Raw genomic sequence first — 25,709 nt, 5'->3', positions numbered from 1 at the left:
ATATCTTGAGGGTGCAAGCCAGCGAGAGATGGAGTGCCAATGATGTCCACAGTTCGAGCTGCATTGGTCCAAAGCGCGTGGACCGGCGACAAAGAATCGATGATCGGGGCACACGAGGGGTTTGCTCGGTCCGCCGCCGAGCAGGGCGCGAAAGTCGTCTGTTTTCAAGAACTTTTCTACGGACCGTATTTCTGTCAACTGCAGGACACGAAGTTCTACGAGTACGCCGAATCGGTACCAGGTCCTACCGTCGACCGGTTCGCCGCATTGGCCGAAGAACTCGGCATCGTGATGATTCTGCCGGTCTACGAGCAGGAGCAGCCCGGGCTTCTCTACAACACCGCCGCCGTCGTGGACGCCGACGGTAGTTATCTCGGTAAATACCGAAAGCACCATATTCCACACGTGAACGGTTTCTGGGAGAAGTTCTACTTCCGGCCCGGCAATCTGGGGTGGCCGGTGTTCGACACGGCGGTCGGCCGAATCGGTGTGTACATCTGTTACGACAGGCATTTTCCCGAGGGGTGGCGTGCACTGGGCCTTGCGGGAGCCGAGATCGTCTTCAATCCGTCGGCCACCTCGCGGGGGCTGTCGAACTATTTGTGGAAGCTCGAACAACCTGCCTCGGCCGTCGCCAACGAATATTACGTCGGTGCGATCAACCGGGTCGGAATCGAATCCGAATACGGTGACGACGATTTCTACGGGACCAGCTACTTCGTCGATCCCGAGGGCAAGTTCGTCGGCGAGGTTGCCTCGGACTCCGAGCCCGAGATCATCGTCCGCGATCTCGACATGGATCTGATCAAGGTGGTGCGAGACCGATGGGCGTTCTATCGCGACCGCAGACCCGACGCCTACGGCCCACTGGTGCAACCCTGATGGCCACCATGTTCGTGCACGGTGGAACAGTGGTATCCACCACCGGTGCACAGGAATTGGACGTTCTCATCGATGGTGAGACCATCGTGGCAGTGCTGCAGCCGGGCTCGGTGTCGCTGGCCGCGGACCTGAGAACCTCGGCCGATGTCGTCGTCGATGCCACCGACAAGTACGTCATTCCCGGCGGGGTCGACGGCCATACGCACATGGAGATGCCGTTCGGTGGAACGTTCGCCTCCGACACGTTCGAAACCGGAACGCGCGCAGCGGCGTGGGGTGGCACGACGACGATCGTCGACTTCGCGATCCAGACCCCCGGGCAGCGCGTCCAGGACACTCTGGCGCAATGGCACGACAAAGCCGCGGGAAACTGCGCCGTCGACTACGGCTTCCACCAGATCATCGGCGACGTCACCGACGATTCGCTCAAAGCGATGAGCGAGTTGGTGGCCGAGGGCGTCACCAGCTTCAAGCTCTTCATGGCCTACCCGGGCGTGTTCTATTCCGACGACGGCAAGATCCTGCGCGCTATGCAATCCGCCGCCGACACGGGTGCGCTGCTGATGATGCACGCGGAGAACGGCATTGCGATCGATGTCCTGGTTGCGCAGTCGATCGCGCGTGGGGACACCGCTCCGTATTTCCACGGCACGTCGCGGCCGTGGCAGCTCGAGGAGGAGGCGACTCATCGAGCGATCATGCTGGCCAACGTCACCGGGGCACCGCTCTACGTCGTACACGTTTCGGCCAAGCAGGCTCTGGAACAGATCGCGCAGGCCAGGGGCAACGGGCAGAACGTGTTTGCCGAGACATGTCCGCAGTACCTCTATCTGTCGCTGGAGGAACAGCTCGGCGCACCGGGTTTCGAGGGTGCGAAGTGGGTCTGCTCGACGCCACTGCGGTCGCGAGCAGAAGGGCATCAGGACCAGTTGTGGCGGTACCTGCGCACCGGTGACGTGGCGACCGTCAGCACCGATCACTGCCCCTTCTGTATGAAGGACCAGAAGGAGCTGGGTGTCGGCGATTTCTCCAAGATTCCCAACGGGATCGGGTCGGTGGAGCATCGCATCGATCTGATGTTCCAGGGCGTCAAGAGCGGCAAGATCACGCTCGAGAGGTGGGTCGACGTCTGTTGTACCACTCCGGCGCGGATGTTCGGCATGTATCCGAGGAAAGGTGTCATCACCCCCGGTGCGGACGCCGACATCGTGATCTACGACCCGAACGGACACACCAGCATCGGTGTCGACAAAACCCACCACATGAACATGGACTACTCGGCGTACGAGGGGTTCGAGATCGACGGGCACGTCGATACCGTGATCTCGCGTGGGCGGATCATCGTCGACGGTGGATCCTATTCCGGCGCAGCCGGACACGGCCGATTCGTCCGACGCGACCTGTCACAGAATCTGATCTGAGCCATGGACATCGGGGTAGTGCTGCAGTGCAATCCGCCGGCATCGCGTGTGGTCGATCTGGCCAGACAGGCTGAGACGCATGGGTTCTCGCATGTGTGGACGTTCGATTCGCATCTGTTGTGGCAGGAACCGTACGTCATCTACAGCCAAATTCTGGCTGCGACGAGGCGGGTGACCGTCGGGCCGATGGTCACCAATCCTGCCACCCGAGACTGGACAGTGACGGCATCGACGTTCGCGACGCTCAACGACATGTTCGGCAACAGGACCGTCTGCGGCATCGGCCGCGGCGATTCGGCGGTACGCGCTCTCGGGGGAAAGCCGACAACCCTTGCAGCGCTGCGGAACTCGATAGAGGTGATCCGCAGTCTGGCCAACGGGCGCAGTGCCGAGGTAGGTGAGACGACGGTCCAGTTTCCGTGGGCGGAGCAGTCCCGCCTCGAAGTGTGGGTCGCAGCGTACGGACCCAAAGCCCTCGAGCTGACCGGGCAGGTGGCGGACGGGTTCATTCTGCAACTGGCCGATCCCGATATCGCGGCATGGACCATCGGAAGGGTCCGCGCCGCGGCCGAGCAGGCCGGTCGCGACCCGGATTCGATCTCGATCTGCGTTGCAGCTCCCGCCTACGTCACCGATGGCACCGAGGCCGGGTTGGAGCACGCACGTGACCAGTGTCGTTGGTTCGGTGGGATGGTCGGCAACCATGTTGCCGATATCGTCGCGCGATACGGCGGGGACGGCGGCGGTGTGCCCGCGGCCCTCACCGACTACATCGCGGCGCGCACCGGCTACGACTACAACGAACACGGACGGGCAGGAAACTCGCATGCCGAATTCGTTCCGAACGAGGTGATCGACAGATTCTGCCTACTCGGAACCCCAGCCGATCACATCGCCAGGTTGACAGACCTCGAGGCGCTCGGCGTCGATCAGTTCTCGGTCTACCTTCAGCACGACGCGAAATCGGCGACTCTGGAAGCGTACGGCGAGAGCATCATTCCGCAGATCCGTAAGTCCGTGACGGCAACCTCGTGACGAGTGTTCTCGACCAGGCCCCGGCGACGTCACCCACTCCAGCACAGGCGAATCGAGGACTGCGGCGTCCGTTGATGGCGGTGGTGGCAGTCGGGCTGCTGCTGACGTTCTGGGAATTGGTGAAAGTGCTCGTCCCCGAGAACGGGGTGAGTATCGCCGGAGTGAGGGTACTGCCGCGCACCGACGACGGCGCGTTGCCGCACGTGTGGTCGGTGCTGGCGGCGCTGACCGAGCCCGAGGTGAACGTCGCAGGCGCACGCAGTGTCGGTGCCGCGATCATCTCCAGCGGGCTGTTCACCTTCGGTCTGGCGGTACTCGGATTCGCGCTGGGCGCGGTGGTCGGGTTGGTTCTGGCAACGGCGATGCAACGATTCGTGTGGGTCGAGCGATCGCTGTTGCCCTACGTGATCGTCTCCCAGACGGTTCCCTTGATCGCGTTGGCACCCCTCGTCGCGGGGTGGGGTGGAAAAATCGCCATCGGCGGATATGCGTGGCAGCCATGGATGAGCATCACCGTCATCGCCTCGTATCTCGCCTTCTTTCCGGTGGCAGTGGGGATGTTGCGTGGCCTGCGTGCGCCCAGCCAGGCAGCACTCGATCTGATGCACAGCTACGCGTCCGGCTGGTGGACCACGCTGGTTCGGCTGCGTCTACCGGCCTCGGTGCCGCACCTGATCCCCGCGTTGCGCCTGGCTGCCGCTGCTGCCGTGATCGGTGCCGTGGTCGCGGAGATCTCCACTGGAACAACCGGTGGTATCGGCCGAACGATCATCGTGTTCTCTCAGCAGGCGACCGGGGATGCAGCACGCCTGTACGCGGCTGTTCTCGGGGCGGCGGTGCTCGGTCTCGTGGTGGCGGGATTGGTGTCGCTCCTCGAAATTGCTCTGGGGCGGTACGCAGTCCGGTCACCCGATCGAAAGGCGCAGACATGACCGAGCGCGCAGTACTCGTGGAGGACGTCGGCAAGGTCTTCGGCGGCGGAGTGCACGCTCTGCAGAACGTGTCGCTCACGGTCGAGGCCGGTGAATTCGTCTCGCTGATCGGGCCGTCCGGTTGCGGCAAGTCGACGTTGCTTCGCATTGTTGCCGATCTCGAGCAGCCTTCTTCGGGTGCGGTGTCGGTATTCGGACGCACTGCTCGCCAGGCTCGCATCGAACAGAGATACGGCATCGCGTTCCAGCAAGCAGGGCTACTGGATTGGCGCACAGTCCAATCGAACGTCGCCTTGCCGCTCGAGCTGCACAAGGTACCCAAGCGTGAACGTGCGGACAGAGTTCGTGAGCTACTCGATCTGGTCGGATTGAGCGAGTTCGCAGAGCACTTTCCCGCCCAGTTGTCCGGCGGTATGCAGCAACGCGTTGCGATCGCGCGCGCTCTGGCCAGAACGCCGGGATTGTTGCTGATGGACGAACCGTTCGGAGCTCTCGACGAGATGACGCGGGAGAAGATGCAGAACGATCTGCTGCGTATAGCCGAGGAGTCCGGTGCCACAGTGGTATTCGTGACTCATTCCATCCCCGAAGCGGTGTACCTGTCCGATCGAGTGGTCGTGATGTCTTCTCGGCCGGGGCGGATCGTCGACACCCTCGGAATCGACGCGTTCGGCACCGGCGGGGATCCGCGCGAATCGGCGGAATTCTTCACGGCGATCACCGCTGTTCGGGATGCGCTGCACGGACGTGCAATTCGTGGTGCGGATATTCGATGAAGCTCTGGTGGCCTCCGGTCGTGTTCGGCGTCGTGATGCTCGGAATGTGGCAACTACTCACTGTGGTCGCGGGGGTTCCGTCGTTTCTGCTGCCCTCGCCCAGCGCGATCGCCGAGCAGTTCGTGGCCAACCTCGGCAACATCGGATCGGCGAGCCTGGCAACGGGAACCAACGCCCTGATCGGGCTCGTTGCAGGGGTGGTCCTCGGTCTCCTCGCAGCACTGGCGGCGATACGACTGCGGATCGTCGACGAACTGCTCACTCCGTTGGCAGCGGGCGCCGCAGCCGTTCCCATCGTCGCACTTGCGCCGGTGTTCAACTCGATGTTCTCCTCGACCACCGATCTACCGCGTCGGCTCGTGGTGACGATCGTGGTGTTCTTTCCGGTATTCGTCAGTGCAGCAAAGGGACTGCGTCAGGTCTCGGCTGTCCATCACGATCTGATGACCTCCTATGCCGTGAGCGGTTGGCAGTTCACCCGAATCGTTCGCCTGCCCTCGGCCGTTCCGCACATATTCACCGGGTTGCGGGTCGCCGCTCCCAATGCTGTCATTGCTGCCATCATCTGCGAGTACTTCGGTGGACTGCAGAACGGTTTGGGGTCGCGGATCACCTCCGCCGCGGCGAATACGGCCTACCCCCGGGCGTGGGCATACGTGATGGGTGCCATCGCAGTCGGTTTGCTCTTCTTCGTGGTTGTTCTGTTGCTCGAGAAGCTCGTGTCCCGGCGTCGTCCTCAGGAGAGATGGATATGAAGATCACTCGAACCCCCCGCCCCCTTCTCGCCCTCGTCATGGCTCTGGCCGTGGTCGCCTCGGCCTGCAGCACCACCACCACAGACAGCCCTGCCGACGGGGACAACACGATCAAGCTGCAGCTGCAGTGGTTCAAACAGGGCCAGTTCGCGGGCTATCTCGCCGCCGTCGACCAGGGCTTCTACGCAGAGCAGGGGCTGGACGTGGACATCCTCGACGGTGGAACCGATATCGTTCCGCAAACCGTGCTCGCCCAAGGGCAGGCCGATTACGCGATCGCATGGGTACCGAAAGCGCTCGCCTCCCGTGAGGCCGGAGCAGGTATCACCGATGTGGCCCAGATCTATCAGAAATCCGGCACATTGCAGGTCTCGTTCAAGGACCAGAACATCGCCTCACCGGCCGATCTTCGCGGCAAGACCGTCGGGAACTGGGGCTACGGAAACGAATTCGAGTTGTTCGCCGGAATGACCAAGGCCGGAGTGAGTCCTGCGGACGTCACGCTGGTGCAGCAGCAGTTCGACATGAACGGGCTGCTGTCCGGGGATATCGCGGCCGCTCAGGCGATGTCGTACAACGAGTACGCGCAACTGCTCGAAACCGTGAATCCTGAAACAGGTGCGCTGTACACGGCGGAGGACTTCGCGACGCTGAACTGGAACGACGACGGCGTCGCGATGCTGCAGGACGCGATCTGGGCCAATACCGACAAGCTCGCCGACGAGGCGTACCAGGAGCAGACCGTCAAATTCCTGGCGGCATCGTTGAAGGGCTGGATCTTCTGCCGCGACAACGTCGAGAAGTGCCGCGACATCACCGTCGCCGCGGGATCGACCCTCGGTGCGAGTCATCAGCTCTGGCAGGTCAACGAGGTCAACAAACTGATCTGGCCGTCCGCGGAGGGCATCGGCATGATCGACGAGGCAGCCTGGCAGCAGACTGTGGACATCGCACGATCCACCGAGAACGCCGAGGGCACGACCGTGCTGACCGCCGACCCCGATGCACAGGCTTACACCAACGAGTACGTGAGCCAGGCCCTGGAGATGCTGAAGGCCGACGGTGTCGACGTCACCGGGCAGTCGTACGCTCCGATAGAGGTCACACTGGAGGAAGGCGGCAAGTAGATGGATCACGTGTTCTACTCCTGGGCAGCGCAGGCCGAACTGAACCCGATCACCGTCGAGGGCGCAGAGGGATCGTCGTTCTGGGACGACAAGGGCAACCGATACCTGGACTTCTCGTCACAATTGGTCAACGTCAATCTCGGGCACCAACACCCCGATATCGTTTCCGCCATCGTCGAACAGGCCCGAGTCCTGACGACCATTTCTCCGACGGTGGCCAACAACAAGCGCAGTGAACTCGCCGCGCTGATCGCCGAGCGGGCACCGGGTGATCTCGACCGAGTGTTCTTCACCACCGGTGGTGCCGAGGCCGTCGAACATGCGGTGAGGCTGGCGCGCCAGCACACCGGACGGACGAAAATGCTGGCCGCGTACCGCTCCTATCACGGCGGCACCGGCGTTGCGATCGGTCTCACCGGCGAGCCGAGGCGTTGGGGCACCGAACCGACCAATGTCGACGTCGTCCGCTTCTTCGGGCCGTATCCGTACCGGTCACCTTGGGGCGCAACGACTCCCGAGGAAGAGACGGCGGCAGCCCTGTCGCATCTCGAGCAAGTCATCGTGCTCGAGGGTGCGCAGAACATTGCCGGACTGATCCTCGAATCGGTCATCGGCACCAACGGTGTGCTGGTCCCACCGCCCGGCTACCTGGCCGGGGTTCGTGCGCTGTGCGACAAGTACGGGATCGTCTACATCGCCGACGAAGTGATGGTCGGTTTCGGGCGCATCGGCGAATGGTTCGCGTGCCAGGCCTGGGATGTGACCCCGGATCTGATCACGTTCGCCAAGGGCGTCAACTCCGGGTACGTCCCACTCGGTGGGGTGGTCATCTCGGAGAAGATCGCCTCGCAGTTCGACCACAAGGCCTACCCCGGCGGGTTGACCTACTCCGGGCACGTGCTCGGGTGCGCGGCCGGTGTGGCGTCCATCGGGGTGTTCGAGCGCGACCAGATCCTTCCGCACGTGCGGCACGTCGGCGAGGACGTACTGGGTGCGGGACTGTCGAAGCTGGCCGAATCGCATCCGAGCGTCGGTGAGGTGCGCGGCAAGGGATTCTTCTGGGCCGTCGAACTGGTCAAGGACGGTGAGACGAAGGAACCTCTGGTGGCTTTCGCTGCGTCGGGCACGGACGCGGCGGCGATGGGTGAGGTGACCGCGGCGGCGAAGTCCCGGGGTCTGTGGCCGTTCGTTGCAGGCAACCGCCTTCAGATCGCTCCGCCGTTGACGACGTCCGAGGACGAGATTCGTCAGGGACTGGAGATCCTCGACGAGGTGTTGACGGTGGCGGACGGGTTCACCGTCGACGGGTGATCACAGCACCGCGCCTGGGTTGAGGATGCCCGCCGGATCGAGTGCGGTCTTGATCCGACGGGTCAGTTCCATGACGTCCTCTCCGACCTGATCGGGCAGCCACGCTTTCTTGAGGCGGCCGACGCCGTGTTCACCGGTGATGGTGCCGCCCAACGAAATTGCCAGATCCATGATTGCGCCGAAGGCGATGTCGGCGCGACGGGTCATATCGGCGTCCTCGGGGTCGAAGACGATCAGCGGGTGGGTGTTGCCGTCGCCGGCGTGGGCGATGACCGCCACCAGAACATCGTATTCGGCGGACAGTTCGGCGATTCCGTCGACGAGCGCCGGAAGTGCGGGCAGCGGAACACCCACGTCCTCGAGCAGTAGGCTACCCAGGCGCTCGACCGCGGGAATCGCGAATCGCCGTGCGGCAGCGAAGGCCTCGCCCTCATCGGGATCGTCGGTGGTGAAGACATCCGATGCTCCGGCCTCGGTGCAGGCCGCAGCCATGACCTCGATCTCGCGCCCCCGATCGGCACCGGGGGAGTCGGAGCGGGCGATCAGCATTGCCGCGGCATCGCGATCGAGCCCCATGTTCATGGCGTTCTCGACGGCACCGATGGACGCGCGGTCCATGAATTCGAGCATGGACGGCCGCAGCGTTCGGGTGATCGCCAGAATGGCAGTGGTCGCGTCGTGCACCGAGGCGAACGACGCGACGACGGTACTGGCCGGAGGTTGCGCCGGAATCAGTCGCAGGGTGATCTCGGTGATGATTCCCAAGGTGCCCTCGGATCCGACGAAGAGTTTCGTCAGAGACAGGCCTGCCACATCTTTCAGGCGCGGCCCGCCGAGTCGGACGGCAGTGCCGTCGGCCAGGACTACCTGGAGGCCGAGTACGTAGTCGGTGGTGACGCCGTACTTCACGCAGCACAGACCGCCGGCGTTGGTCGCCGCATTGCCTCCGATGGAACACATCTCGAACGAGGACGGATCCGGTGGGTACCACAGACCGTGTTCGGCCACGGCTTTCTTGACCTCGGCATTGAGCAGGCCGGGTTGTACGACGGCGATGCGGGTCACCGGGTCGACGGTGATCTCTCGCATCAGTTCCGTGGTGAGCACGATCCCGCCGTCGACTGCGGTGGCCCCACCGGACAAGCCCGAACCGGCACCGCGTGGCACCACCGTCACCGCGTGTTCGGTGGCCCAGCGCATGACGGCTTGGACGTCCTCGGTGGAGTGCGCACGCACCACTGCCGAAGGAGTTCCGGCGTTCGGATCCTTGGCCCAGTCGCGCCGATAGCCCTCGGTGACGTCCGGGTCGGTGATCACGGCACCGGCGGGGAGCAGAGACTCGAGTTCGCTCAGGTGTGCTTCTGCACCGGTAGTCACCGACATCTCGGTCTCCTCACGTCGCCACTGTGACCGTCGACACTCGAGTCTGTCACGCAACGACTCGCGGCGGATGCGGGGGAGGCGAAAGGTCACAGATCGTCACATCAGTAACTTCAGCCCCAGGCGTTACCAGATCGATGCGTCGTCGACACGCAATCTTGTAGTTCGCCGCGCTAGCGTCCTGCGCAGCGAACCTCGTACCCCGTGCGGACGAGTCGACAAGGAGGCTGCACCATGATCGACATCGGAAGTGACTCCTGGAACTACGTAGCGGCGATGTTCTCGTACGAATTCCTCGGTGGCGGAGTCGAATACGACACCATCGAGCGGATACATAGAGGCGAACTCGACGAGTGGGTCCAGGCATTGACGCAGTCCGGATTGTTCGATCGAGTCACCGTGTCGCAGATTGCGGATTCGTGGCGGGAGGCACCTCGTCGTCTGTTCGACATGCTCGTGCTCGATGCGGACGAAATGACCGCACGACGGTGCTCGCTGGCATGGTCCTCACTCGACCGGCTGGCACCCCTGGCGCGCTTGGGTTGATCGACCTCGCCTGGGCCGCTCGACATTCAATCGAGCACCCGCATCCCCATCTCGTCGATGACGATCGCCTGCTCGTCGGTCAAACCGTGGCAGGCGATCTTGTCGGCCCTGAGGCGTCGCAAGGTTGCCCGGCTCGACGAGTGCTCGTCCAGCACCGAATCGAGGTGCGGCACGATCGAGAAGTCCACCAGGCCCAACCCGGTCCACACCGCGTCCGTCCCCGTGGCGGTCCGAACCTCGCCGGGATCGTCCGCGTCCTCGACGCCGATCAACGACGGGGCCGCCACGCACGCTCCGGCGCTGTACCCGCCGTAGACGATGGACCCGTTGCGCACCCGCTCACTGAGTATTTCGTCTGCCCCGGAGCGGGCGAGCTGGGCGCGCAGGACGAAGGTGTTGCCTCCGCGAACCCACACCGCGCCGAATCCTTCGAGGGCGCGCTCGAATTCGACGGGCTTGCCCGCGTACTCGCGTAGGTCCAATTCCGCTGGGCGATAGCCGAGGTCGCGCAGCGGGCCGAACTCGCTGCGAAGCGAGGATGCGCGAGCGGCGGCAGGCCACGCGTCGGATGCATTCGCGATGACGGCGAGTTCGGCGGGCCGTCCGGTCAGTGCGACGAACGCGTCTGCGTGGCCGCCGAATCGATACGAGGACAGGAACAGCTTCACCTCGACGGCTCCTCGTTCAGACGCGTCAGCCCGACGCGGATGGCGTCGGCGATGCGATCGGGTTCGCGCAGGCGGCGCGTCACGAACCCGGATACGAACCGCAGTCGATCCCGGTGCCAGCGCGGCACCACGTGGAGATGCAGGTGAAAAACCGTCTGGAAGGCGGCCTTGCCGTCGTTGATCACGAGATTCGCCCCGTCGGCGCGCAGGTCCGAGCGTCGCACGGCGCGCGCAAGCGTGTGTCCGACGCGAAACACCTCGGCGGCCGCGGCCGGATCGGTCGAGTTCAGGTCGGTGGCGTGTGCACGTGGAACGACGAGAAGATGCCCGCGGCTGATCGGCCGAATATCGAGAAACGCGACGGCGTGGTCGTTCTCGAACACGCGATGGGCGGGTGCGTCGCCGGCGACGATGGCACAGAAGATGCAAGGATCCACGGCTGTCACTGTAGGGTCCGATCATCAGCGATAGGCCTGTGTGACATGCACCACAAGTGCGTGTCCCGTAGTCGGGGAACGCCGAACGGACTCGATTCAGAACGAATCGGACAGATTCCGAGTTGCCCGCGGTCTGTCTGCCCTCGCTACTATCAGGGACCTTGTGCCTTGTCGCATGGCTTCGTCCACTCGTCGCACGCTCGGGGCCGTTGGCCGATGAGTGGACACCATTCAACGCAGGAAGACGGAGATTTGGATACATCGCAGAGCACTGAGAAGGGTTCGGGATCCACGACGGTCGTCGGTGTGGTTCGGGAATCGGGAGAGGGCGAGCGTCGTGTAGCTCTGGTGCCCAAGATCGTTGCCTCCCTGACCGGCAAGGGCGTCGAGGTAGTCGTGGAGTCCGGTGCCGGACTCGGCGCGTTGATTCCGGACGAGCTGTACACCGCAGCCGGGGCAACGATCGGTGATCCGTGGTCGGCGGATGTGGTCGTCAAGGTTGCGCCACCCTCCGACGCGGAGATCGCCAAGCTGACGTCCGGATCGACACTCATCGGATTTCTGGCACCGCGCAACGCGGAGAACAGCATCGGAGCGCTGAAGGCAGCGGGTGTGCAGGCATTCGCAGTGGAGGCGATCCCGCGTATCTCCCGCGCGCAGGTGATGGACGCGCTGTCGTCCCAAGCCAATGTCGCCGGCTACAAGGCGGTCTTGCTCGCGGCATCCGAGTCGACGCGGTTCTTTCCGATGCTCACCACCGCCGCAGGCACCGTCAAGCCCGCCACCGTGCTGGTACTCGGCGTGGGCGTGGCCGGTCTCCAGGCATTGGCGACAGCCAAGCGCCTCGGCGGCAGGCCCACCGGCTACGACGTGCGGCCCGAGGTGGCCGATCAGGTCCGCTCGGTCGGTGCGCAATGGCTCGATCTGGGAATCGACGCGGCCGGTGAGGGCGGCTATGCACGCGAGCTCACCGAAGACGAGCGGCTGCAACAGCAGAAGGCACTCGAAGAGGCCATCACCGGCTTCGATGTGGTCATCACCACCGCGCTCGTGCCGGGCCGTCCGGCACCGCGTCTGGTCACGGCTGCGGCCGTCGAGGGCATGAAGCCGGGCAGCGTCGTCGTAGATCTGGCAGGTGAGACGGGCGGCAACTGCGAGCTCACCGAGCCGGGGCAGACCGTCGTCAAGCACGACGTCACCATCTGCTCGCCCCTGAACCTCCCGGCCTCGATGCCCGAACACGCCAGCGAGCTGTACTCGAAGAACATCTCGGCATTGCTCGAACTCATGTTGGTCGACGGCAAGCTCGCCCCCGATTTTTCGGACGAAGTCCTCGCCGGTGCCTGCGTGACACGTGAGAAGGAGAACTGATGTACACCCCGCTACTGGCGAATATCGCGATCCTGGTGTTGTCCGGGTTCGTCGGCTTCGCGGTGATCTCCAAGGTGCCCAACACCTTGCACACCCCGCTGATGTCGGGAACCAATGCCATCCACGGCATCGTCGTCCTCGGTGCGCTGGTGGTTCTCGGAAAGGTCGAGGACCCTTCCATCGGGCTGCAGGTGATCTTGTTCGTTGCGTTGGTGTTCGGAACCGTCAACGTCATCGGTGGTTTCGTGGTCACCGACCGCATGCTCGGCATGTTCAAATCCAAGCCCGTCCCCGCCAAGACCACGACGGGGGCTGATTCCTGATGGACAATCTCGTCAACGTTCTCTACATCGTCGCCTTCGGCATGTTCATCTACGGCCTGATGGGCTTGACCGGCCCGAAGACCGCGGTGCGCGGTAACCAGATCGCCGCCGTCGGCATGTTCATCGCCGTCGTCGCCACGCTGATATCGGTGCGTGAGACCGACAACTGGATCATCATCATCGTCGGACTCGTGGTCGGTGTCGCACTCGGCATCCCACCGGCCCGCCGAGTCAAAATGACCGCGATGCCACAGCTGGTGGCCCTGTTCAACGGTGTCGGCGGCGGCACCGTCGCATTGATCGCCTGGGCCGAATTCCTCGACACATCCGGCTTCTCGCATTTCAACCACGGTGAGTCGCCGACGGTACACATCGTCATCGGATCATTGTTCGCTGCGATCATCGGGTCGATCTCCTTCTGGGGTTCGCTGATCGCATTCCTCAAGCTTCAGGAGACTCTGCCCGGTTCGCCGATCACCATCGGCAAGTTGCAGCAGCCGCTCAACGCTCTGCTGCTGATCGGCGCAGTGGCAGCCGCGGTGGTCATCGGCGTCAACGCCACCCCGGGCGGCGGGGTGTCGCAGTGGTGGATCGTGGCAGTGCTCGTCCTCGCCGGAATTCTCGGTTTGACGGTGGTGCTGCCCATCGGCGGTGCCGATATGCCGGTGGTCATCTCACTGCTCAATGCACTCACCGGGTTGTCTGCGGCGGCTGCGGGTCTGGCACTGAACAACACGGCCATGGTCGTCGCCGGCATGATCGTCGGTGCGTCCGGAACGATCCTGACCAACCTCATGGCCAAGGCCATGAACCGGTCGATACCGGCGATCGTCGCCGGTGGCTTCGGCGGCGGTGACGCTGCTGCCGGGCCCGCCGGTGCAGGTGGTGGAACCGCGAAGGCCACCTCGGCGGCCGATGCTGCGATTCAGATGGCCTACGCCAATCAGGTCATCGTCGTCCCCGGATACGGACTGGCCGTGGCACAAGCCCAGCACGCGGTCAAGGACATGGCCAAGTTGCTCGAGGCCAAGGGTGTCGAGGTCAAGTACGCCATTCACCCCGTCGCCGGCCGCATGCCCGGTCACATGAATGTGCTGCTCGCCGAGGCCGACGTCGCGTACGACGCGATGAAGGAGATGGACGACATCAACGACGAGTTCTCCCGCACCGACGTCACGCTGGTCATCGGCGCGAACGATGTGACCAACCCCGCCGCGCGTAACGACCCGAGCTCGCCGATTCACGGGATGCCGATCCTCAACGTCGATCAGTCGAAGTCGGTCATCGTGCTCAAACGGTCGATGTCGAGTGGGTTCGCGGGGATCGAGAACCCGCTGTTCTTCGCCGAGGGCACCTCGATGCTCTTCGGCGACGCGAAGAAGTCCGTCGCCGAGGTCACCGAGGAGCTCAAAGCCCTCTAGCCTCCACCCGCACAGCACAGATGGGGCGCTCCCGGCATCAACGGGTGCGCCCCGTCTTGCGTTGCACTGCCATCGCAGCGGTATCGAGGGGGTTGCGTGCTTCGCGAGCGGCAGCGTCGGCGGAATAGAGCATCACGATCGAGCAGGCAGGCCACCACACGAACGCGATCGACAACGCACCGACGACCCCGATGATCGATGCAGCGCCGGTGAACATCGCGGCCGCTGCCACGGCGAACGTCGCCACTGTTCCCAGGCCGAGTACCACCGGTCGCCATCTCGCACCGGCGACCATCGAACCGGCACCGAGCAGTGCCGCGACAGCGACGAGCGGCCCGTACGGCAGGTCCGTGGACGAGAGGGACAGTCCGACGGCCTCACGGATGACCTCGCCGGTCACGACGGCCCCGATGGTGCAGGCGATGACCGCTCCGATTCCGTACGGCAGCTTGCGCAGCACCGCCACGATGGTCAACGCCGCGACCGCGATCAGCACCGTGGTCACATCGATCGCGGACAGTGCTCGCTCGGCCAGAGCGGTTGCAGAACTCGGGTCCGTACGTACGGGCGACGCACGGTGCGGTGCCGACACCAGCAGCACCAGCAACACACTCGCCGAGCAGCTCGCGACTGCCATCCGTGTGACGACCGCTCTCCGCCTGGACGAGCTCTGGTTGCGTGCCGATTCCGTCGGCTTTCCCAGCCCTGAGGGGATTCGGATCGGTCCGCTGTCGAGACTCGGTGGTGACATGACCGTCACAGTGCCCTACGAGACTGAACATCGGATGTGAGGAACTTCGGAACCCCCTGATGGTTTTCACGGTCACGATTCGATCACGGTCGTCGCTCTCGAAGGGTGTCGCGGTCGGAGCGTATCGGCGGCCTGCTGTCAAGCGCCACGAGTTTGCGAAGCCGGGGCGTACCAGGGTGAAAGATTGTTTCTGACGCCCTGAGCAGGAAGTGCACCTGATTGTGCCGGTGGGTGTTTTGTCCGGTGATGGACGCCGGGCAGGGTCGCAGCAGGCGCTCGATGCCCAGGGTGGGCATCTACCTGCGTTTATACGCTCGGTTTGTTCGCGTTCACAGCAATTCGTAAAGCGAACTATGACTTCGTTGCAAGTCATTGAATGGATGGGTCGAAGTGTGTGACGATGGTCACAGAAGCCAGTTCATCCCGGGCGAGACCGTTCAAATGAGCGTAGTTTCAGCCGCATCGGAAAGCTGTGTTGACTCGTTACAGTCAGAATCATAACGATCTGGACACGGTATTTGGTGCCCGCCGAAGGCGGGTACTCGACACCTACGAACGTCAGAAACTCGAAGGAGAAGAACATGACCGCAATGTCTCAGGGACAGCTCGACATGGTCCGCGCGTTCTTTTGCAACGAGTTCCAAGCGGACTCGCTCGATCGATCCACTGTGCCCGAGCCTACGGCCGAGGCTGTGGCCGAGTGGGTCGACGCACTGGCTACCAGTGGACTCTTCGCCCCTGCCGAAGTGCGCAACATCGCCTCGGTCTGGGCCGCAGAGCCGAACACACTCATTTCTCTGCTGATCGGGGACGTCGACGAGGTTGCGGTCAGGCGTCACGGTGCGGCGACACCTGCTGCAGCGAGCGCAGCGCCTGCACTGATCTCGGCGTTCGGTCGCGCCAGCTGACTCGTCCTCCCGGCGTCCGGACGCCGCTTCGCTACGATCGGTCGACTCGGATGAGCGCAGCCGACGATCGATTGTCGAAGAGCGAAATGAGGGTGCTGGATGGCCACGGTGGGACTGGACGAAGATGCGGTGTCGACCTGGATCGCAGGATTGGGTATCGGCGCGACGTCTCCGTTGAGCTTCCGGCGAATAGGTAACGGGCAGTCCAACCTCACCTATGCGGTGAACGACGCGGGCTCCGCCACCTGGGTGCTCCGTCGTCCACCGCTGGGACACCTGCTGGCATCTGCACACGATGTCGTGCGCGAGCATCGGATTCTGTCAGCGCTGCAGAACACTGCGGTCTCGGTTCCGGCAATGATTGCAATGACCGAGGACTCGGCGATCTCGGACGTCCCTCTCGTGTTGATGAGCTTCGTGGACGGCGTGGTGATCGACTCGGTTGCCACGGCAGAATCACTCGACACCGATCACCGTCGCCGAGTCGGTCTCGGTCTCACGGATGCGCTGGCCGACATCCACGGTGTCGATCTCGACTCCTCGGGGCTCAGCGATCTGGCCAGCCACAAGCCCTACGCCGCCCGTCAACTCGCCCGGTGGACCAAGCAGTGGGAATCCTCCCGTACCCGGGACGTGCCGGGTATCGATTCTCTTGCCGTACGACTGGGTGCCAACATTCCGCAGCAGCAAGAACTGAGCCTCGTGCACGGAGATTTCCACCTGAGCAACGTGATCACCGACCGCGACGACGGAACGGTCGCTGCAGTCGTCGATTGGGAGCTGTGCACGCTGGGGGATCCGCTGGCAGATCTCGGCGGCCTGCTTGCCTACTGGCCGCAAGCCGATGACGGCGTCGCCGGACCGTTCATGGCATCGACGCTTCCGGGCTTCCCGGCCAGGGCCGAGCTCGTCGAGGCATATGCACAGCACACTGGACGCGGTGTGTCCGACGTCGGATTCTGGGAAGTCCTGGCGCTGTGGAAGCTCGCGATCATCGCCGAGGGCGTGATGCGCCGCATGGAAGCGGACTCACGCAACCGGGGCGTATCGGGTGGACCGACCGCGACCCTCATCGACGATATCGTCGCTCGAGCACTCGGCAGAGCCGACGAGATCGGATTGTAGAGCTCTCAGCTCGGGCCCGGCCCGATCACCAGGGTGGCCGCCGCGGTCTCGATTTCCGGTGGGATCGGGACCGGTCTGCGGGTGACGCTGTCCACGTAGACGTGTACGAATCGACCCCGAGCTGCCAATTCCAACGCGTCGTTGTCGGCCTCCCGAAACAGCGCGAGGGAGTACACGATGCTTCGAGTCCCCAATTTCTCGACGGCGAGGCCGACCTGCAGGCGATCCGGAAAACTCAATTCCGACAGGTACCGGCACGAGGTTTCCGCCACGACGCCGATGGCCGAGAGAGTTCGGATATCCACGCCGGTTTCCGCCATCAACCAACCGTTGACGGCGGTATCGAAGTAGGCGTAATACGTCACGTTGTTGACGTGGCCGTAGTGGTCGTTGTCGTCCCACCGGGTCGGCACCGGCCACAACGCCGGAAAATCCGACGCATTCGACAACTCGGTGCGTTCGTTCACCTGCTCTGTCATGGACGTGAGACTAATCAGTTGCCCGGGTATCGGTCGGCGTCGGGGACTGCCGCCGCAAGACCGCCCGGACCACCAGTCCGACGGCCAGAGCCCAGAACGCCGATCCGATACCGGCGAACGTCAGGCCGGACGCGGCGACGAGGAAAGTCAGAACGGTCGCTTCCCGGTCCGACGCATGTTCGAGCGCACCGAACAGCGAGGCCGCAAGCGTGCCCAACAAGGCGAGTCCGGCAACTGTTTCCACCACTCCGGCAGGTGCTGCGGCCACCAACGTTGCCAAGGCGGTGGCGAGCAGAGCGAGGACCAGATACGAACATCCTGCGGTGAAGGCGGCGGTCCATCGTCGCGTCGGATCCGGATGGGCAGCCGGATTCGCCGACAGAGCGGCGCTGATCGCAGCGAGATTGATGGTGTGGCCGCCGGCGAAGGCACCCAGGACGGTGCCGGTGCCGGTGACGGCCATCGATGCGCGCCACGGGATTCGGAAACCGAACGAGGCCATGACCGTCGTGCCCGGGATGTTCTGCGACGCCATCGTGACGATGTACAGCGGCACCGCGATACCGATCGTGGCCTGCCAGCTCCACTGCGGAATCGTCCAGTCGACCCGCGGAATCAGCTCGGCACCTGCGATCGGGGTGCCACCGGCGATCACGTCCGCAGCGATGATGGCAGCTGCAGCGGCAAATGCGGCGGGTACAGCCCAGCGTGCGCTGAAACGAAGAACGACGAGCCAGACGATCACCACCGGCGCGATTCGCGTAGGGGACTCGGCGAAGGCAGCCACCGGTGCCGAACACAGGGGGAGAAGCACCCCTGCCAGCATTGCCTGCGCAAGGGGTATCGGGATCTTCGAGACGATCGCGCCGAGCGTCGGCCACAAGCCCGTCAGCACGATCAGCACGCCGACCGTGACGAATGCGCCGACCGCGGCGGGCCAACCTCCCACGACGACGCCGGTGCCTGCGAGCAACGCGGCCCCCGGCGTCGACCACGCCAGCGTGATGGGTTGCCGGTACCTACGGGCCAGCCACATCATGCCCAACGCCTGAGTGAGACACAGTGCCGACAAACCCGACGCGGCCTCGGTGGGGCTGGCACCGACCGCACGCAGGCCGGTCAAGACCACGGCGAACGAGCTGGTGAAGCCGACCAGCGAGGCTACGATGCCGGCGCTGACAGGGGTCGAGAGCGGCGTGGGTCTGTCGGACGCGTCGGCAGTGGTCACGAGTGTCGATGATGCACTGTGGGCCCGCGGCTGTCGCGCGGCAGGCGGTCCGACCGACGCGGGAGCCTCCGACAGCCGAATGCTGTCGGCACGCCACCACAGTGACGTAGTCTTTGGTTGGACCGGACCAGTCCGTACCGCTGGCTCGGCGAGTGACCGAAAGGGCCGGCGCAGTGGTGATCCCCGTACATCTGAGGGACAGTCAGGTCCCCAAGCACGAACAATTGCGCGCAATTCTGTTGCACCGCTGCACCAAGGAGCTCCAACCCGGCGACCTGATGCCGAGTGAGCGCAAATTGATGGAGGATTACGGCGTCAGCCGGATCACCGTCCGGGAAGCCATCGGACAGCTCGTCAACGACGGGCATCTGGTCCGCGTCCGCGGAAAAGGTACCTTCGTCGCCAGCCGTACCGTGCAATCGCGTCTGCATCTGGCGTCGTTCTCGGAGGAGATGCGCGCACAAGGATTGACACCTACGACGGTGGTGCTGTTCGCGCAGCTCGAGAAACCATCGGCGGCGACCAGCCGAGCTCTCGGCCTGGCCGACGGCGAGCAGACCTACCACATCAAGCGTCTGAGGCTGGCGGACGCAGAGCCGGTGAGCGTCGACGACGGTTGGTTTCGTGCGACCCTGCTCCCCGGTCTGATAGACCACGATCTGAGCAGCTCCGTGTACGAGGCAGTGCACACCCATTACGGCTTGACCATCGACCGGGCCGAGCAGACCGTCAAAGCTACTGCGGCCGACAGTGATACCGCGACGTTGCTGGGCACCAAGCGCGGCGCACCGGTGCTCTACTTCGACCGGGTGTCCTTCAGCGGCGACGAGCCGCTCGAGCACACCGAGAGCTGGTATCGATGCGATCGGTACCAGCTCTCGATGGAAGTGCAGGGCGAGCGACGCACCAGTCAGCGCCGCTAGCTCAGGGCAACTCGAACAGTGAATCACCCTGTTCCACAGCGGTTCCGACGGCGTCGGTCGTGATGGAGCCGGGCTTCGAATCCATCAGGACGACGGGTACGACGTCCGAGTACCCGGCCTCGGCTATCGCAGCGGGATCGTAGGTGACCACCGGGTCACCGGGCCGGACGCGATCTCCTTCGCTTGCTACGAGCGTGAAGCCCTCGCCCTTCATCTTCACGGTGTCGATGCCGATGTGTACCAGCACGCCCGCCTTGTCTTCGGTGAGAACGACGAACGCGTGTGGGTGCAGTTTGACAATGGTGCCTGCGATCGGTGAACGAACCTCGACCGATCCTGCACTCGGAGCCGGACGCAGTGCTACCCCGGAGCCGACCATCTGCGCCGAGAACACGGGATCGGGCACGTCGTCGAGCGAGAGTACTTGGCCGGCAACGGGACTGAGGACGACCCGGCTTCCGTTCACAGGATGTCGCCGATGTCTTCTGCCAGCGTGTCCGCCTCGGGACCGACGATGACCTGAACGGCCGTGCCCTTGTGGAACACCCCGTGCGCACCTGCCGCCTTGAGTGCCGACTCGTCGACCAACGAGCCGTCCTTCACTTCGGTGCGAAGCCGAGTGATGCATGCTTCGATCTCGACGATGTTGTCGGCACCGCCGAGGCCCTTCACGATCGCATCCGCCTTGGACATGGATTCTTCCTACTCTCTCTGCTGCCTCGATTGCTGTCGGCTGGGTCACATATCTGGGTTGACATGAGGTCGCCACCTGGTCAAACTACAACTGGTAATGACCGGACAGTACCCCTGATGCCACCCGGTCACAACAACGGAATCCATCCTCGAAGGACCAGAGTCGAAGAGAAGGTCGCCATGACCCCGAAGAAGACGGACTCGGCCGAAGCCGAACCGAAGAAAGAATCCAGATCTCTGGCCGGATTGCAGCGCTTCGGTCGCAGTCTCATGCTGCCGATCGCCGTGCTGCCGGCCGCCGGCATTCTGCTGCGGCTCGGTCAGGACGATCTGCTCGGCCGATTCAGTGCTCTGGGGACCGCCGCCTCGGTCATCTCGGCCGCGGGCCAAGCGGTGTTCACCTGGCTTCCCCTCATCTTCGCAGTCGGAATCGCCATCGGCTGGGCCAAGAAGGCCGACGGTTCGACGGCACTGGCCGCAGTCGTCGGTTACATGGTGATGAACGGTGTTTTCACGGCGATGTCGCCGGTGGTGCTCGAGGGCGAGGTCGACGCCAACGGTGACCCCGCCGTGATCGATTACGGCGTGCTGGCCGGCATCGTGATCGGTCTGCTCTCGGCCATTCTCTGGCAGCGGTTCTATCGGCAGAAGTTGCCCGATTACCTGGGCTTCTTCAGCGGCCGTCGACTCGTTCCGATTCTGACGGCAATCACTGGTCTCGTTGTCGCGGTGCTCATGTCGTTCGTGTACCCGTTGTTCTACAGCGCCCTCAACTGGGTCGGAAACACCGTCGCCGACCACAGTGTGGTCGGTAGCGGCATCTACGGTTTCGCCAACCGCATGCTGATTCCGACGGGGCTGCACCACATTCTGAATTCGGTGGTCTGGTTCCTCGTCGGCGACTACCAGGATGCCGGCGGGCAGCTGGTGCGCGGCGACCTCAACCGGTTCTTCGCAGGCGACCCGTCCGCCGGAGTGTTCATGACCGGATTCTTCCCGATCATGATGTTCGCGCTTCCCGCTGCGGCATTCGCGATCTACCGCAATGCCAAGCCGTCGCAGAAGAAGCTCGTCGGCGGAATCATGTTGTCCACCGGCCTGACTGCGTTCGTCACCGGCATCACCGAGCCGCTCGAATACTCGTTCATGTTCGTCGCCTGGCCGCTCTACATCATCCATGCAGTGCTGACCGGAACCTCGATGGCGCTGTGCAACGCGCTCGGAATCCACGACGGGTTCTTCTTCTCCGCCGGTGGCATCGACTACCTGCTGAACTACGGAATCGCCACCAAGGCATGGTTGCTCATACCGATCGGGCTCGTGTATGCCGTGATCTACTACTTCCTGTTCAGCTTCGTCATCAAGAAGTGGAACCTGCGCACCCCCGGCCGTGAGGACGACGTGGTCGCCGAACCGACTCAGGCATGACCGCGTCGATCACGACGACGTTGCGCGGGCGAGTGGTCACCGACACGGCGGTGATCGAGGACGGCGTCGTCGCGCTGACCGGAGATCGGATCTCGTGGGTCGGCTCTGCCTCCCGATGGGCAGGGGATGCGGTACCGCAGTCCGCGACGACGATCCTTCCGGGTTTGGTCGACGTGCACTGCCACGGCGGGGCGGGGGCGTCGTTTCCCGATTCGGCTTCCGCCGATCTCAGGACGGCGGTGCTGCATCACCGTTCGCGCGGCACCACGACGATGCTCGCCTCTCTGGTGTCGGCACCGCCCGAACGGCTGATCGGCCAGACCGCACTACTGGCAGACCTCTACGAGTCCGGCGACATCGCAGGGGTACACATCGAGGGACCGTTCCTGTCCGCCGCTCGCTGCGGCGCACAGGATCCGGCCTCGCTCCGCAGCGGTGATCCGGGGTTGCTGAAGGACCTGCTCGGCGCTGGCCGCGGCGCAGTCCGGTCGATGACGCTCGCGCCCGAGGTGGACGGGTTCGTCGCCGTCGCAGAGCTGCTGCGGGAGAACGCGGTGCTGCCGAGCATCGGCCACACGGACGCCGATGCGCCGACCACCCGCCGCGCTATCGATTCGCTGGGGATCGGGCCGATCACGGCTACGCACCTGTTCAACGGAATGCCGACCTGGCATCACCGGGCGCCGGGGCCGGTGAGCGAATGTTTGGCGGCTGCGGCACGAGGGGTGATGGTGCTCGAATTGATCGGTGACGGTGTGCATCTCGCCGACGAGACGGTACGTGCGGTCTTCGACCTCGTCGGCGGCGCAAGGATCGCGCTGGTGTCCGACGCGATGGCCGCGGCCGGTATGTCCGACGGGCGATATCGACTCGGGCCACTGGATGTCACCGTGCAGAATTCCGTCGCACGGTTGTCCCGCGATACCGATCCCGAGACGGCACCGATCGCGGGCGGAACCTCGACCGTGCTGGATCTGGTCCGTCGGGCCGTGCAGAACGCAGGGGTGTCGTTGGTCGAGGCGGTGCGGGCCGGGGCGTCGACTCCCGCCACGTCGATCGGGCTCGGTTCCGATATCGGTCGCTTGCAGCAGGGAATGCGGGCCGATGTGCTGGTGGTCGACGAGAAGTTCGAGCCGGTGCAGGTGATCAGAGGTGGAACTGCAATCGAGGAGGACGAGTAGATGGAGATCGTGATCCACGATGGGGTAGCCGATGTGGACCGAACGGCTGCGGACATCGTCGAACGGTCGGTTCGTGATTCGCGGACGGTCCTGGGATTGGCGACCGGATCCACACCGGTGGGCACCTATCGCGAGTTGGCCAGACGGCATCGCGAGGAGTCTCTGTCGTTCGCCCGATGCCGGGCATTTCTGCTCGACGAGTACATCGGGTTGCCGAAAACCGCTGAGCAATCCTATTTTTCGTTCATCCGTGCGGAGTTCGTGGACCACGTCGATCTGGACGATTCCGCAGTGTTCTCGCCGAACGGTGAAGCGGAGGACATCGCAGCCGAGGCGCGGCGGTACGACGCGGCGATCACGGCGGCGGGCGGCATCGACGTTCAGATCCTGGGAATAGGTACCGACGGACACATCGGATTCAACGAGCCGGGCTCCTCGTTGCGGTCCAGGACGCGCGTCAAGACGCTCACCGAACAAACGCGAGCAGACAATGCGCGCTTCTTCGATTCTCCCGAGGACGTGCCACATCATGTACTGACGCAGGGTCTCGGCACTATCGACGAGGCGCGTCACCTCGTGCTGATCGCGACGGGGGAGTCGAAGGCGGTCGCGGTGGCAGCGGCCGTCGAGGGCCCGTTGTCGGCGCACTGCCCGGCGTCGGTGATCCAATGGCATCCCCATGCGAGCGTGCTGTTGGACGAGGCTGCGGCGTCCTCGCTCGCTCATGCGCCCTACTACCGGTACGCGTACGCCAACAAGCCTCGGTGGCAACACCTCTGAGTCGGCTGCGGAAGAACGGTCGTCGTGGCCGCTCGGCCCTGATTCAGCTCACCACACGGGGCGTGGTGTGCCGTCTCGGCCGATCTCTTCGAGTGCACGTACCAACGATGCCATCGTGTCTGCGCCCAGTGTCTTGCTCGCTGCGTTCCATCGGGAGAGGGCCGAATCGGTGGCCGCCTCGGTCACGTCGACGCCCTTGGCGGTCAGTCGTACCAGCTGCGAGCGGCGGTCGTGTGGGTGTGGCTGCTTGTTCACGTACCCGGAGGCCGCCAATTCCTCGATGATCACCGCAGCGGATTGTTTTGTGATGCCCAGGTAGGCGGCGATTTCGCTGACGGTGGCTCCGTTGCCGGCGACTCGTTGAAAGACCAGGCCGTGCGCGGGTCGGAGCGTCGGATGGCCCTTCGCGACGACGGCGGCGTTGATCTGCTCGGCCAAGGCGGATGCGCTGCGCATCAGCAACATCAACAGATCGGCGCGTGGTTCATCCCTTGACATGTCGTCAGTCTACCTGTCCAATAAAGACAGTTTAACTGACGAAAAGGAGCAGACATGCCGATCCGAACAAGCGAGGATCACTACACCCACCGAATGCACGGCGCTCAATTCCATTCCTACGTGGCACCCTCTCGCGGCAGTCGACAGCTGTGCGCCTGGCGCACGGAACTGGAGCCGGGTACCACCGGCGCACCGCACGCGGTCTCGCACGAGGAGATATTTCTCGTGCTCGCTGGCTCACCGTCGATCACCCTGGAAGGCAAGCGGATCCAACTCTCGGCCGGAGATGTCGTGTTGGTTCCGCAGTCGGCGACGGTTCAGCTCGACAACCCGGGTGGCAGCGCCGCCGCACTGTGGGTGACGACGTCGGTGGGCTTGACCGCCACCACTGCCGACGGCGGAACCATAACGCCCCCGTGGACGCGCTGAGCGCGCACGTAGCGCCGATTCCATGGAGTGACGGGGGGAGAACCACGCTTCGGTGGCACATCCGCCGAGTCAGCTGCGGGAGAACCGCGACGCTCGCGCGATCTGCTCCTCGGATGGTCGGACGCCCGTGTAGAGCACAAATTGTTCTGCGGCCTGCAGGGCGATGACCTGGGCTCCGGTGATCACCGGCTTGCCGGCTGCGCGGGCGGCGACGATCAGAGGTGTCTCCGAGGGCATGGCGACGACGTCGAACACCGCGTGCGCCGCACGGATCTGTTCGTCGGTGAACGGGGTGGACGCTTCGTCGGGTCCGCCGGCCATCCCGACCGGTGTGACGTTCACCAGCAGGTCGGCGGACACGGCCCGCTCGGACCAGGCGTAGCCGTAGGTGTCGGCAAGGGCAGGGCCGGTATCTGCATTACGGGCGACCACGGTGCCCCGGGTGAAGCCCGAATCTCGCAGTGCGGCAACCACAGCCTTGGCCATACCGCCGCTTCCGGTGACGGCCACCGAGATGTCGGTCGAAAGCGACTGTGCCGCAAGTAGATTGGCCACGGCCTGGTAGTCGGTGTTGTACGCGTGCAGAACGCCGTCCTCGTTGACGACGGTGTTGACCGATGCGATGGCGCTGGCGGAGCCGTGCATCACGTCCACCATGTCGATGACGTCTTCCTTGAACGGCATGGACAGCGCGCAGCCTCGAATACCCAGCGCGCGAACGCCACCCATAGCGGCAGCCAGGTCGGTGGTGGTGAACGCCTTGTAGACGAAGTTGAGGCCCAACTCGTCGTAGAGGTAGTTGTGGAAGCGGGTGCCGATATTGCTGGGGCGACCGGACAGAGACATACACAGTTGCGTGTCGCGATCGAGAAAGCTGCGCGAGTGTGCCGTTGACATTGCC

Annotated in this window: 29 protein-coding genes; 19 read left to right on the top strand and 10 right to left on the bottom strand. The window is 64.1% G+C overall.

Annotated features, from left to right (window positions below; all coding sequences use genetic code 11):
• Positions 1–42: 42 nt before the first annotated feature.
• The 8 genes from J1M87_RS10705 to J1M87_RS10670 are packed head-to-tail and all read left to right on the top strand — an operon-like array spanning position 43 to position 8,239.
• Positions 43–882, top strand: a complete 840-nt coding sequence (locus tag J1M87_RS10705) for a nitrilase-related carbon-nitrogen hydrolase (RefSeq protein WP_206489654.1) — start codon at positions 43–45, stop codon at positions 880–882.
• A complete protein-coding gene (gene hydA, locus J1M87_RS10700; RefSeq protein ID WP_206489502.1) occupies positions 882–2,303 on the top strand; it encodes a dihydropyrimidinase in 1,422 nt (473 codons plus the stop codon). Before J1M87_RS10705 ends, hydA begins: the two co-directional genes overlap by 1 nt.
• Positions 2,304–2,306: 3 nt before the next feature.
• On the top strand, positions 2,307–3,338 hold the full coding sequence (locus J1M87_RS10695) for a TIGR03842 family LLM class F420-dependent oxidoreductase (protein WP_206489501.1): 1,032 nt from the start codon (positions 2,307–2,309) through the stop codon (positions 3,336–3,338).
• On the top strand, positions 3,335–4,270 hold the full coding sequence (locus J1M87_RS10690) for an ABC transporter permease (RefSeq protein ID WP_206489500.1): 936 nt from the start codon (positions 3,335–3,337) through the stop codon (positions 4,268–4,270). Before J1M87_RS10695 ends, J1M87_RS10690 begins: the two co-directional genes overlap by 4 nt.
• Complete coding sequence (locus J1M87_RS10685; RefSeq protein WP_206489499.1) at positions 4,267–5,046, top strand: ABC transporter ATP-binding protein; 780 nt, start codon at positions 4,267–4,269, stop codon at positions 5,044–5,046. Before J1M87_RS10690 ends, J1M87_RS10685 begins: the two co-directional genes overlap by 4 nt.
• The gene (locus tag J1M87_RS10680; protein WP_206489498.1) at positions 5,043–5,801 is read left to right on the top strand and encodes an ABC transporter permease; all 759 of its coding nucleotides are present in this window, start codon (positions 5,043–5,045) and stop codon (positions 5,799–5,801) included. The genes J1M87_RS10685 and J1M87_RS10680 overlap by 4 nt, the downstream gene beginning before the upstream one ends.
• Positions 5,798–6,928 carry an ABC transporter substrate-binding protein gene (locus tag J1M87_RS10675; RefSeq protein WP_206489497.1) on the top strand — a complete coding sequence of 377 codons (1,131 nt, stop codon included), beginning with the start codon at positions 5,798–5,800 and terminating at the stop codon, positions 6,926–6,928. The genes J1M87_RS10680 and J1M87_RS10675 overlap by 4 nt, the downstream gene beginning before the upstream one ends.
• Positions 6,929–8,239: an aspartate aminotransferase family protein gene (locus tag J1M87_RS10670; protein WP_206489496.1), complete on the top strand. Its 1,311-nt coding sequence runs from the start codon at positions 6,929–6,931 to the stop codon at positions 8,237–8,239.
• On the opposite strand, the gene J1M87_RS10665 is transcribed toward J1M87_RS10670, so the two are convergent.
• Positions 8,240–9,622: an FAD-binding oxidoreductase gene (locus tag J1M87_RS10665; RefSeq protein ID WP_206489495.1), complete on the bottom strand. Its 1,383-nt coding sequence runs from the start codon at positions 9,620–9,622 to the stop codon at positions 8,240–8,242. It lies immediately after the preceding gene.
• 231 nt (positions 9,623–9,853) lie between these two features.
• Between J1M87_RS10665 and J1M87_RS10660 the strand changes: the two genes are divergently transcribed.
• Positions 9,854–10,165: a hypothetical protein gene (locus J1M87_RS10660; RefSeq protein ID WP_206489494.1), complete on the top strand. Its 312-nt coding sequence runs from the start codon at positions 9,854–9,856 to the stop codon at positions 10,163–10,165.
• 26 nt (positions 10,166–10,191) lie between these two features.
• On the opposite strand, the gene J1M87_RS10655 is transcribed toward J1M87_RS10660, so the two are convergent.
• Entirely contained in the window at positions 10,192–10,833 is a 642-nt protein-coding gene (locus tag J1M87_RS10655; protein ID WP_206489493.1) for a Type 1 glutamine amidotransferase-like domain-containing protein, read from the bottom strand.
• Complete coding sequence (locus J1M87_RS10650) at positions 10,830–11,270, bottom strand: HIT family protein (protein WP_206489492.1); 441 nt, start codon at positions 11,268–11,270, stop codon at positions 10,830–10,832. The genes J1M87_RS10655 and J1M87_RS10650 overlap by 4 nt, the downstream gene beginning before the upstream one ends.
• Positions 11,271–11,522: 252 nt before the next feature.
• Between J1M87_RS10650 and J1M87_RS10645 the strand changes: the two genes are divergently transcribed.
• The 3 genes from J1M87_RS10645 to J1M87_RS10635 are packed head-to-tail and all read left to right on the top strand — an operon-like array spanning position 11,523 to position 14,385.
• Positions 11,523–12,641 carry a Re/Si-specific NAD(P)(+) transhydrogenase subunit alpha gene (locus tag J1M87_RS10645; RefSeq protein ID WP_206489491.1) on the top strand — a complete coding sequence of 373 codons (1,119 nt, stop codon included), beginning with the start codon at positions 11,523–11,525 and terminating at the stop codon, positions 12,639–12,641.
• Positions 12,641–12,964, top strand: coding sequence for an NAD(P) transhydrogenase subunit alpha (locus J1M87_RS10640; protein WP_206489490.1), 324 nt, complete (start codon positions 12,641–12,643; stop codon positions 12,962–12,964). The genes J1M87_RS10645 and J1M87_RS10640 overlap by 1 nt, the downstream gene beginning before the upstream one ends.
• Positions 12,964–14,385, top strand: a complete 1,422-nt coding sequence (locus tag J1M87_RS10635; RefSeq protein ID WP_206489489.1) for an NAD(P)(+) transhydrogenase (Re/Si-specific) subunit beta — start codon at positions 12,964–12,966, stop codon at positions 14,383–14,385. Before J1M87_RS10640 ends, J1M87_RS10635 begins: the two co-directional genes overlap by 1 nt.
• Positions 14,386–14,422: 37 nt before the next feature.
• On the opposite strand, the gene J1M87_RS10630 is transcribed toward J1M87_RS10635, so the two are convergent.
• Entirely contained in the window at positions 14,423–15,136 is a 714-nt protein-coding gene (locus J1M87_RS10630) for a hypothetical protein (RefSeq protein WP_206489488.1), read from the bottom strand.
• 581 nt (positions 15,137–15,717) lie between these two features.
• On the opposite strand from J1M87_RS10630, the gene J1M87_RS10625 reads away from it, so the two are divergent.
• Together J1M87_RS10625 and J1M87_RS10620 are read left to right on the top strand one after the other, a co-directional pair.
• The gene (locus J1M87_RS10625) at positions 15,718–16,044 is read left to right on the top strand and encodes a hypothetical protein (RefSeq protein WP_206489487.1); all 327 of its coding nucleotides are present in this window, start codon (positions 15,718–15,720) and stop codon (positions 16,042–16,044) included.
• Positions 16,045–16,143: 99 nt separating this feature from the next.
• Positions 16,144–17,169, top strand: a complete 1,026-nt coding sequence (locus J1M87_RS10620) for a phosphotransferase family protein (protein ID WP_206489486.1) — start codon at positions 16,144–16,146, stop codon at positions 17,167–17,169.
• A gap of 5 nt (positions 17,170–17,174) precedes the next feature.
• Here J1M87_RS10620 and J1M87_RS10615 read toward each other — a convergent pair whose 3' ends face one another.
• Both J1M87_RS10615 and J1M87_RS10610 read right to left on the bottom strand, forming a co-directional pair.
• Positions 17,175–17,648 carry a thioesterase family protein gene (locus J1M87_RS10615; RefSeq protein WP_206489485.1) on the bottom strand — a complete coding sequence of 158 codons (474 nt, stop codon included), beginning with the start codon at positions 17,646–17,648 and terminating at the stop codon, positions 17,175–17,177.
• Positions 17,649–17,658: 10 nt separating this feature from the next.
• Entirely contained in the window at positions 17,659–18,876 is a 1,218-nt protein-coding gene (locus J1M87_RS10610) for a benzoate/H(+) symporter BenE family transporter (RefSeq protein ID WP_206489484.1), read from the bottom strand.
• A gap of 176 nt (positions 18,877–19,052) precedes the next feature.
• Between J1M87_RS10610 and J1M87_RS10605 the strand changes: the two genes are divergently transcribed.
• A complete protein-coding gene (locus tag J1M87_RS10605) occupies positions 19,053–19,799 on the top strand; it encodes a GntR family transcriptional regulator (protein WP_206489653.1) in 747 nt (248 codons plus the stop codon).
• Between the two features lies 1 nt (position 19,800).
• Here the strand turns inward: J1M87_RS10605 and J1M87_RS10600 are convergent, their stop codons facing one another.
• A complete protein-coding gene (locus J1M87_RS10600) occupies positions 19,801–20,265 on the bottom strand; it encodes a PTS glucose transporter subunit IIA (RefSeq protein ID WP_206489483.1) in 465 nt (154 codons plus the stop codon).
• Positions 20,262–20,492: a glucose PTS transporter subunit EIIB gene (locus J1M87_RS10595; RefSeq protein ID WP_206489482.1), complete on the bottom strand. Its 231-nt coding sequence runs from the start codon at positions 20,490–20,492 to the stop codon at positions 20,262–20,264. The genes J1M87_RS10600 and J1M87_RS10595 overlap by 4 nt, the downstream gene beginning before the upstream one ends.
• Positions 20,493–20,672: 180 nt before the next feature.
• Here J1M87_RS10595 and J1M87_RS10590 point away from each other — a divergent pair, with 180 nt between their 5' ends.
• Genes J1M87_RS10590 through nagB form a run of 3 tightly spaced genes read left to right on the top strand, consistent with a single transcriptional unit; the run spans position 20,673 to position 23,881 of the window.
• Positions 20,673–21,920, top strand: a complete 1,248-nt coding sequence (locus J1M87_RS10590; protein WP_206489481.1) for a PTS transporter subunit EIIC — start codon at positions 20,673–20,675, stop codon at positions 21,918–21,920.
• Positions 21,917–23,101, top strand: coding sequence for an N-acetylglucosamine-6-phosphate deacetylase (locus J1M87_RS10585; RefSeq protein WP_241256637.1), 1,185 nt, complete (start codon positions 21,917–21,919; stop codon positions 23,099–23,101). Before J1M87_RS10590 ends, J1M87_RS10585 begins: the two co-directional genes overlap by 4 nt.
• Positions 23,102–23,881, top strand: coding sequence for a glucosamine-6-phosphate deaminase (nagB, locus tag J1M87_RS10580; RefSeq protein ID WP_206489480.1), 780 nt, complete (start codon positions 23,102–23,104; stop codon positions 23,879–23,881). It abuts the gene before it with no gap.
• A gap of 48 nt (positions 23,882–23,929) precedes the next feature.
• Here the strand turns inward: nagB and J1M87_RS10575 are convergent, their stop codons facing one another.
• Positions 23,930–24,379 (bottom strand): MarR family winged helix-turn-helix transcriptional regulator, encoded by a 450-nt coding sequence (locus J1M87_RS10575; protein WP_206489479.1) that lies wholly within the window; start codon positions 24,377–24,379, stop codon positions 23,930–23,932.
• Between the two features lie 54 nt (positions 24,380–24,433).
• Between J1M87_RS10575 and J1M87_RS10570 the strand changes: the two genes are divergently transcribed.
• Positions 24,434–24,808, top strand: a complete 375-nt coding sequence (locus J1M87_RS10570) for a cupin domain-containing protein (RefSeq protein ID WP_206489478.1) — start codon at positions 24,434–24,436, stop codon at positions 24,806–24,808.
• Between the two features lie 69 nt (positions 24,809–24,877).
• Here the strand turns inward: J1M87_RS10570 and J1M87_RS10565 are convergent, their stop codons facing one another.
• On the bottom strand, positions 24,878–25,705 hold the full coding sequence (locus J1M87_RS10565; RefSeq protein WP_206489477.1) for a shikimate 5-dehydrogenase: 828 nt from the start codon (positions 25,703–25,705) through the stop codon (positions 24,878–24,880).
• Positions 25,706–25,709 lie beyond the last annotated feature (4 nt).

This window comes from Rhodococcus sp. KRD162, assembly GCF_017168335.1.
In the GTDB taxonomy this organism is placed as follows: Bacteria; Actinomycetota; Actinomycetes; order Mycobacteriales; family Mycobacteriaceae; genus Rhodococcoides.
The sequence above is the reverse complement of the archived record's forward strand: the minus strand, read 5'-3'. Positions and strand labels throughout refer to the sequence as shown.

Bases quoted from the DNA above. Each gene is read 5' to 3' on its own strand.
- J1M87_RS10705 (WP_206489654.1), top strand. From the start codon at position 43: ATGTCCACAGTTCGAGCTGCATTGGTCCAAAGCGCGTGGACCGGCGAC.
- hydA (WP_206489502.1), top strand. From the start codon at position 882: ATGGCCACCATGTTCGTGCACGGTGGAACAGTGGTATCCACCACCGGT.
- J1M87_RS10695 (WP_206489501.1), top strand. From the start codon at position 2,307: ATGGACATCGGGGTAGTGCTGCAGTGCAATCCGCCGGCATCGCGTGTG.
- J1M87_RS10685 (WP_206489499.1), top strand. From the start codon at position 4,267: ATGACCGAGCGCGCAGTACTCGTGGAGGACGTCGGCAAGGTCTTCGGC.
- J1M87_RS10680 (WP_206489498.1), top strand. From the start codon at position 5,043: ATGAAGCTCTGGTGGCCTCCGGTCGTGTTCGGCGTCGTGATGCTCGGA.
- J1M87_RS10675 (WP_206489497.1), top strand. From the start codon at position 5,798: ATGAAGATCACTCGAACCCCCCGCCCCCTTCTCGCCCTCGTCATGGCT.
- J1M87_RS10670 (WP_206489496.1), top strand. From the start codon at position 6,929: ATGGATCACGTGTTCTACTCCTGGGCAGCGCAGGCCGAACTGAACCCG.
- J1M87_RS10665 (WP_206489495.1), bottom strand. From the start codon at position 9,622: ATGTCGGTGACTACCGGTGCAGAAGCACACCTGAGCGAACTCGAGTCT.
- J1M87_RS10660 (WP_206489494.1), top strand. From the start codon at position 9,854: ATGATCGACATCGGAAGTGACTCCTGGAACTACGTAGCGGCGATGTTC.
- J1M87_RS10640 (WP_206489490.1), top strand. From the start codon at position 12,641: ATGTACACCCCGCTACTGGCGAATATCGCGATCCTGGTGTTGTCCGGG.
- J1M87_RS10635 (WP_206489489.1), top strand. From the start codon at position 12,964: ATGGACAATCTCGTCAACGTTCTCTACATCGTCGCCTTCGGCATGTTC.
- J1M87_RS10630 (WP_206489488.1), bottom strand. From the start codon at position 15,136: ATGTCACCACCGAGTCTCGACAGCGGACCGATCCGAATCCCCTCAGGG.
- J1M87_RS10625 (WP_206489487.1), top strand. From the start codon at position 15,718: ATGACCGCAATGTCTCAGGGACAGCTCGACATGGTCCGCGCGTTCTTT.
- J1M87_RS10620 (WP_206489486.1), top strand. From the start codon at position 16,144: ATGGCCACGGTGGGACTGGACGAAGATGCGGTGTCGACCTGGATCGCA.
- J1M87_RS10615 (WP_206489485.1), bottom strand. From the start codon at position 17,648: ATGACAGAGCAGGTGAACGAACGCACCGAGTTGTCGAATGCGTCGGAT.
- J1M87_RS10595 (WP_206489482.1), bottom strand. From the start codon at position 20,492: ATGTCCAAGGCGGATGCGATCGTGAAGGGCCTCGGCGGTGCCGACAAC.
- J1M87_RS10590 (WP_206489481.1), top strand. From the start codon at position 20,673: ATGACCCCGAAGAAGACGGACTCGGCCGAAGCCGAACCGAAGAAAGAA.
- J1M87_RS10585 (WP_241256637.1), top strand. From the start codon at position 21,917: ATGACCGCGTCGATCACGACGACGTTGCGCGGGCGAGTGGTCACCGAC.
- nagB (WP_206489480.1), top strand. From the start codon at position 23,102: ATGGAGATCGTGATCCACGATGGGGTAGCCGATGTGGACCGAACGGCT.
- J1M87_RS10575 (WP_206489479.1), bottom strand. From the start codon at position 24,379: ATGTCAAGGGATGAACCACGCGCCGATCTGTTGATGTTGCTGATGCGC.
- J1M87_RS10570 (WP_206489478.1), top strand. From the start codon at position 24,434: ATGCCGATCCGAACAAGCGAGGATCACTACACCCACCGAATGCACGGC.
- J1M87_RS10565 (WP_206489477.1), bottom strand. From the start codon at position 25,705: ATGTCAACGGCACACTCGCGCAGCTTTCTCGATCGCGACACGCAACTG.